General features: G+C 66.1%; 5 protein-coding genes. 3 read left to right on the top strand and 2 right to left on the bottom strand.

Annotation, left to right across the window (positions count from 1 at the left end):
* Nucleotides 1-577: 577 nt before the first annotated feature.
* Nucleotides 578-838, top strand: coding sequence for a hypothetical protein (locus KRR26_RS36060; RefSeq protein WP_236069550.1), 261 nt, complete (start codon nt 578-580; stop codon nt 836-838).
* A 999-nt stretch (nt 839-1,837) separates the two neighbouring features.
* Here KRR26_RS36060 and KRR26_RS36055 read toward each other — a convergent pair.
* Nucleotides 1,838-2,452, bottom strand: coding sequence for a tyrosine-type recombinase/integrase (locus KRR26_RS36055; RefSeq protein WP_217082146.1), 615 nt, complete (start codon nt 2,450-2,452; stop codon nt 1,838-1,840).
* Between the two features lie 128 nt (nt 2,453-2,580).
* On the opposite strand from KRR26_RS36055, the gene KRR26_RS36050 reads away from it, so the two are divergent.
* Both KRR26_RS36050 and KRR26_RS36045 read left to right on the top strand, forming a co-directional pair.
* Complete coding sequence (locus KRR26_RS36050; protein WP_217082145.1) at nt 2,581-3,117, top strand: hypothetical protein; 537 nt, start codon at nt 2,581-2,583, stop codon at nt 3,115-3,117.
* Nucleotides 3,118-3,933: 816 nt separating this feature from the next.
* The gene (locus KRR26_RS36045; protein WP_328707280.1) at nt 3,934-4,563 is read left to right on the top strand and encodes a phage terminase large subunit family protein; all 630 of its coding nucleotides are present in this window, start codon (nt 3,934-3,936) and stop codon (nt 4,561-4,563) included.
* A gap of 450 nt (nt 4,564-5,013) precedes the next feature.
* On the opposite strand, the gene KRR26_RS36040 is transcribed toward KRR26_RS36045, so the two are convergent.
* Nucleotides 5,014-5,468, bottom strand: a 455-nt coding sequence (locus tag KRR26_RS36040) for an FG-GAP repeat domain-containing protein (RefSeq protein WP_217082144.1), incomplete at its 5' end; no start/stop codon positions are given.

Here is a 5,468-nt window from a genome sequence, read left to right as displayed (position 1 = left end):
CTCATGGCCGAGGTGGATGCCTACCTGGAAGCGCGCAACGCGCAACAGACGTCAAGTCCGCTGCTGCGCGTCGCTCCCACTCGACGCGCAGCATGAGACCATTCGAGAATCACGGTTCGTCGTTTAGTGGGAACTACTGTTAGTTCTTGCAGTGTTGGCGAACATCCTCGCTCCGCGTTCTGCGCCTGACACCCTGGAGCTGGTGGAGTAGCCGCAGACGGTCATTCAGAGAAGAGCCAAGGGCCGTTGCTCGACGAGTTAGGCTACGCGCAAAGCATGCTTTTCTCGACTTCCGATTTCGACCACGATGACGACCTCCTCGCCACTGTTGCCCGGCGCGATAAGCTGCGTGCCTACGTTAGCCGCCTCGTCGCAGGTGATGGAGCCAAGGCCGAGCGGACGTACCAGCGGTTGAAGCGCCTGCGCATGCTGCTGAGGCAACGCCTGCGCACCCAGGCTGTGGACAACGTGACGCAGCCCTTCGGAAGCTGCGGATGGCAGGCATGGCCTGGAAGAAGCCCCACAAGAAGCTGGAGCTCCCACCAAGGCAGAAGGCCCTCGGCTACCCCATGACGAAGTGGACAAGCTTCTCGTCGAAAGCGAGTTGGCTGAGTGCTTCGGCGTTGCGACCTCCCTCGTCGCGAACTACGGCAAGGAGCACAACTGCCTGCGCCGCCGCGACGAGGCCAAGACGCGCATCGCCACCAAGGCGGACCAGAAGTTGATTGAGCTGCGCGTCACGGCCATCGCCCTCTCGAAGGACGACGCCCTTGTGGCATCACCCACGGACGTCTCGCCCCCCCGCCGACCCCGTTTGAAAGTGTCCACCGGTAAGTGAACGCGGGCACTTTCGCGATCAGTTTCGCCGTTCACTTTCGCCGCGCCAGGCCGCGCCTGGTCACTTTTCCCCCGGGAGTTCTACCTGGCGCCCAGAAGCACACGCCTGGCGCCACAGCCTTCGTAGTTCCGCGAGGTTAGGGCGGACAGCCACCAGGTCCATGAGCGCCGCGGTACGAGTTCGGGCCTGAAATTGCGCCCGGAAGCACACTCTGCAGCAGGCCGGACTCCAGCGAGCCGTTCACTTCCCAGGCCCGGACCGCCCTGCGCCGCTGCGCCCCGCTGGCCGCCGCGTGGCCCACCTGGCGCTCGGCCCCGACGAGCTCGCCGCGTGGCGCCCCATTCGTGCGCGCGTGTCCCCGCGCGCTTCGCGTCGCAGGCCTTTGTCTTCCTCGTGAGCCCCACGAGTCCGCGAGCTGCCCTCGAAGCACCGGCCCCCCGCCCCGCGCGCACCTGGGCCCGCGTGCCGTTACCAGGGCCGAGCCGAATGGCCGGAAATGCGTAAAGCCGGCCATTCGGCGTCACCTCACCCACGCTGTTTCGCGCGCTTACGAGCCCTCGTGAAGGGCCGAAGCGCCGAGGCTCATGGCCGCTTTCCCTGGGTACGCGCCCCCTGCCGCCCGCCCTCGCGGCCAGTGCCTCCCGTCACCTTCGCCGCCTGCCCTGGCCGGCCTCAACCATGCCCACCGATGACGCCAGCACTCCTACCCCGCCTACCCCTGACGCCAGGGTGGGGGGTGGTGCGATCTTTCGTGGGGCTGGCCTCGCCGGAGCATGTACCTGGGGCCCTTTTCGAGAGAGTCCCCCCCGAAAAAGTGAACAGTCCGCCCTTGTTCATTTTCACTCGGTAAGTGAACAGCTCGCCCTGTTCACTTTCGCCAGCGGCGCCTGCGAGAGCCCGAGAGGGCCCCAGAAACCGCCGCCCCTTACCGCCTCCGCGCGCCTCCCCCTGGCCCAACCAGGGTGTCGCGGGCGCCCGGCACGGAGGCGGCACGCCCCATCAGCAGGGCAGGTCCTGAGTCACCCGCACCAGTTCGTCATCCGAGGGGTGCGTGTAGATGACAGTGGAGTCGATGGAGCGTTGTCGCGCGAAGCGCTGGGTGAGGCGGATGTCCTTCGTGCGCCGGTACACCCCGGTGCACGCGGTGTGGCGCACGGCGTGGAAGTTGAGGTGCCGCTCCAGTCCTGCGCGCTGCTGCCACACCGAGAAGCCGTGGCGCACCTGTCGCGTGGACAGGCGCAGCCCCTTGCGGCTCAGGAAGAGCGGCGCCTGGGGCCCCACGTCGTGCCCCTGCGCGCGCTTGAGGCGCAGCAACTTCTCCAACTTTCGCCGCACCGTCTCCGAGAGGACGACTTCCTGCGGTTCCGGGTGGCGAGCGCTCCCCTTGAAGACAGTCAGCATCACGTACAGGTGCGCGCGCTCGCGCTCGTCGAAGATGTCCCCGATGTTGAGGGCTACCAGCTCATGCTCACGCAGGCCCGTTGCGAGCGCGAGGCTGTACAGGCAGTGGTCCCGGAAGCCGTCCCGGTGCAACCCCGTGGTGCGCAAGAGCAGCGCCACCTCCTTCTCCGTGAGGGTGCGCGGGGCGCGGGCGACAGCGGCATAGGCAGACATGGCGACTCCGTCGTGAAGAGGACGCGGCAATACGCGCTCTGTCGCCCCCACAAGACAAGTCATTAACCACGCTGTGCATTCTTGAGCCGGGCCCCGCGCGGTCTCGGCACGTCCCAAGAGGAGTCGCCGTGCATCCGCTGGCCCATTTCAACTTCGAGGCACACCGCAAGACGGGAAGCCACACGGCGCCAGGTACTCCGTCACCACAGCCACGATTGGCCGCCGTCTCACCGCTCCAGGACCTGGTGCTGGCCCACATGGAAGTGGCCAGAGCACTCGTCACCTTCGTGCCGGACCTCAAGCCGGAGCTGGCAGCGGCCCGCGCACTCGACGCCATCCACACGGACACAGGGCTGACGATGGAGCCCCATCGCCAGGGGCTGTTTGTCGCCTCCTCGCTTCCTGCGCGACTCACGGCCGAGCAGCTTGGCCAGCAGGTCGGGCTGTCGGCCCAGACGATGAACCTCCGCCTGTCGGCATGCGGCCTCCAGCGGCAAGCCGCGAGTGGCGAGTGGGAGCTGACGGACGCGGGCTGGGAGTACGCCGCAGCGGCCCCCCTCACCCACGACGAAGACTCCCCCTGCGAGCTGCTCTGGCGCGCCGAGGTGCTCGGCGTCCTGGAGGATGCCGCGCGTTCCTCGTCGATGAGCGTCGGCCTCGGCTGAAGGAGGACAGCGTGACGCTCGGCATCGTCAAACGCACCGAGGATGACCTCACCCAGTGGCTGGCCACCGAGTCCGGATTCATTGCCGGGCTGTGCCAGTACGACAACGAGCCCGTGGTGCTGGAGCCGTACCAGCAGTCCTTCCTGGCCAATCACTCCCGCTTCCGCTGGGTGGCGAAGAGCCGCCAGGTGGGCTTCTCCTTCCTCTTCGCGCTGGAAGCCCTCGCCCGCTGCCACCTGCGCGACGGCCACACAGCCGTCTTCGTCTCGTACAACCTCTCGGACGCCGTGGAGAAGGTGCTCATCGCCCGGCAGGTGTATGAGGAGCTGCCGCTCGCCTACCAGAAGAAGCTGGTGACGGACGCGAAGACGGAGCTGGCCTTCGAGTCGAACTCCCGAGGCCGGCGACTGTCGCGCATCATCAGCGTGCCGGCCAAGCCTCCGCGCGGCAAGCGCGGTGATGTGTACCTGGATGAGTTGGCACACCTAGTCAACGACCGCGAAGTCTACACCGGCAGCACTGCCCTCATCCTGCGCTCTCATGGACAGCTCACGGGGGGAAGCACCCCGCTCGGCCGGCGCGGCATCTTCTGGGAGATTGACTCGCAGGAGCTACGCAAGTACCCGCACCACACCCGTCAGTTGGTGCCCTGGTGGCTGTGCCGCTTCTTCAGCCTGGACGTGAAGCGCGCCTCGGTAGAGGCCCCCTTCATGCCCACCGAGGAGCGCGTCGCGCGCTTCGGGCGCCCCGTCCTCGTGGAGCAGTTCGACTCCCTGCCGCTGGAGGACTTTCAGCAGGAGTTCGAATGCCTTTTACGTGGACGAATCGTACTCCTTCCTCCCGTACGAACTCATCCTCCCGTGCACCACCGACGAGTTGGTGTTGGCCCAGGATGCCTCCGACGTGCCCGTGCCCCAGGGGCGCCTGGTGGCGGGCTTCGACGTCGGCCGCACGAGAGACCGCTCGGAGCTGGCCGTCTTCGAAGAGGTGGCGGGCCGCTTCACGTGCCGCATGCTGCGCAGCTTCGAAGGCGTGCCCTTCGCGGAACAGGAGGCGCACCTCCGGCGTCTGCTGTCCGTCCTGCCCGTGGCGCGCCTCTCGGTCGACCGGAGCGGCATTGGCATGAACCTCGCCGAGAACCTGGCCCGCGACTTTCCGCAGGTGGTCGCGGAGAACTTCACCAACGAGGGCAAGGAGCGCTGGGCCACCGACTTCAAGATTCTGCTCCAGCGCCGCGACGTCACCTTGCCGCGTGAACGCGAACTCGTCGGACAGATTCACTCCATCAAGCGGCGAGTCCTGCCCTCCGGCAAGGTGTCCTTCGACGCCGAGCGCACCAACCGCGGGCACGCGGACAAGTTCTGGGCCGTCGTCCTCGCCTGTCAGCGAGAGCGCGGACCGGAGCGACGAGGGACCGGGGAGATTGGTGTGCGCGTAATCGGGTGACCCTGGAGCGGCCATTCCCCTCTCCTGGTCATGACCAGTGCTCTCGGGGACGTGAGGCATTCCATCATTTCCAATCCTCGCTCGCCCTTGTGCCAGGGAAGTTGGCGCCTCGTATGACATGTCAAGCTGACATTCCCTTCCGCGCGTCGCCCTCTCGATACACTGCACACCATGGCCGTGACGTACCCATGACGCAATGACCGAATCGTGGGCAGGTACAGGATAGCGAACTCTTCCGAACTACAACTGCAGGGCTACACAAAGGCCCTGCCAACTCACAGGGCCCTTCAAGCAGTTCATTAAACGAATCCCTGCTCGAACTCGTACTTGCCCCAGTCTCAAGAGACTACGATGAAACACACGAGCAACATCTTGTGGTTTGTCTCTTACTGCGAGCGAACGTACTGGCCCCAAGAGCCAGTACGGCGAGGTCAAGAGGGCATCCTCATTTCAATTGAGATGCACGCGAACACCTGCATTCGCGAAGCCGACGATGTCCGCTCGGCCATCGCCGTTGACGTCCGCCGAGACTCGCGGATGCCTCTCCACGAGCCAACCTCCGGCGTTGTAGCCGAAGTCGGCCAGCCAGAGCAGGGGTTGAGCGAATCCGGTACCCGTGGACAGCGCGACAAGCACCCCCGCATCCGAGAAGCCGATGATGTCCGCACGGCCGTCACCGTTGACGTCCGCCGAGACTCGTGGATGCCTCTCCACGCGCCAACCTCCGGCGTTGTAGCCGAAGTCGGCCAGCCAGAGCCGGGGTTGGGCGAATCCGGTCCCCGTGGACAGCGCGACGAGCACACCCGCATCCGAGAAGCCGATGATGTCCGCACGACCGTCACCGTTGACGTCCGCCGAGACTCGCGGATGCCTCTCCACAAGCCAACCTCCGGCGTTGTAGCCGA

Source organism: Citreicoccus inhibens, from assembly GCF_019039035.1.
GTDB lineage: Bacteria > Myxococcota > Myxococcia > Myxococcales > Myxococcaceae > Citreicoccus > Citreicoccus inhibens.
This window is presented reverse-complemented; position numbering and strand designations above follow the sequence as displayed.

Bases quoted from the DNA above. Each gene is read 5' to 3' on its own strand.
- KRR26_RS36055 (WP_217082146.1), bottom strand. From the start codon at position 2,452: ATGTCTGCCTATGCCGCTGTCGCCCGCGCCCCGCGCACCCTCACGGAG.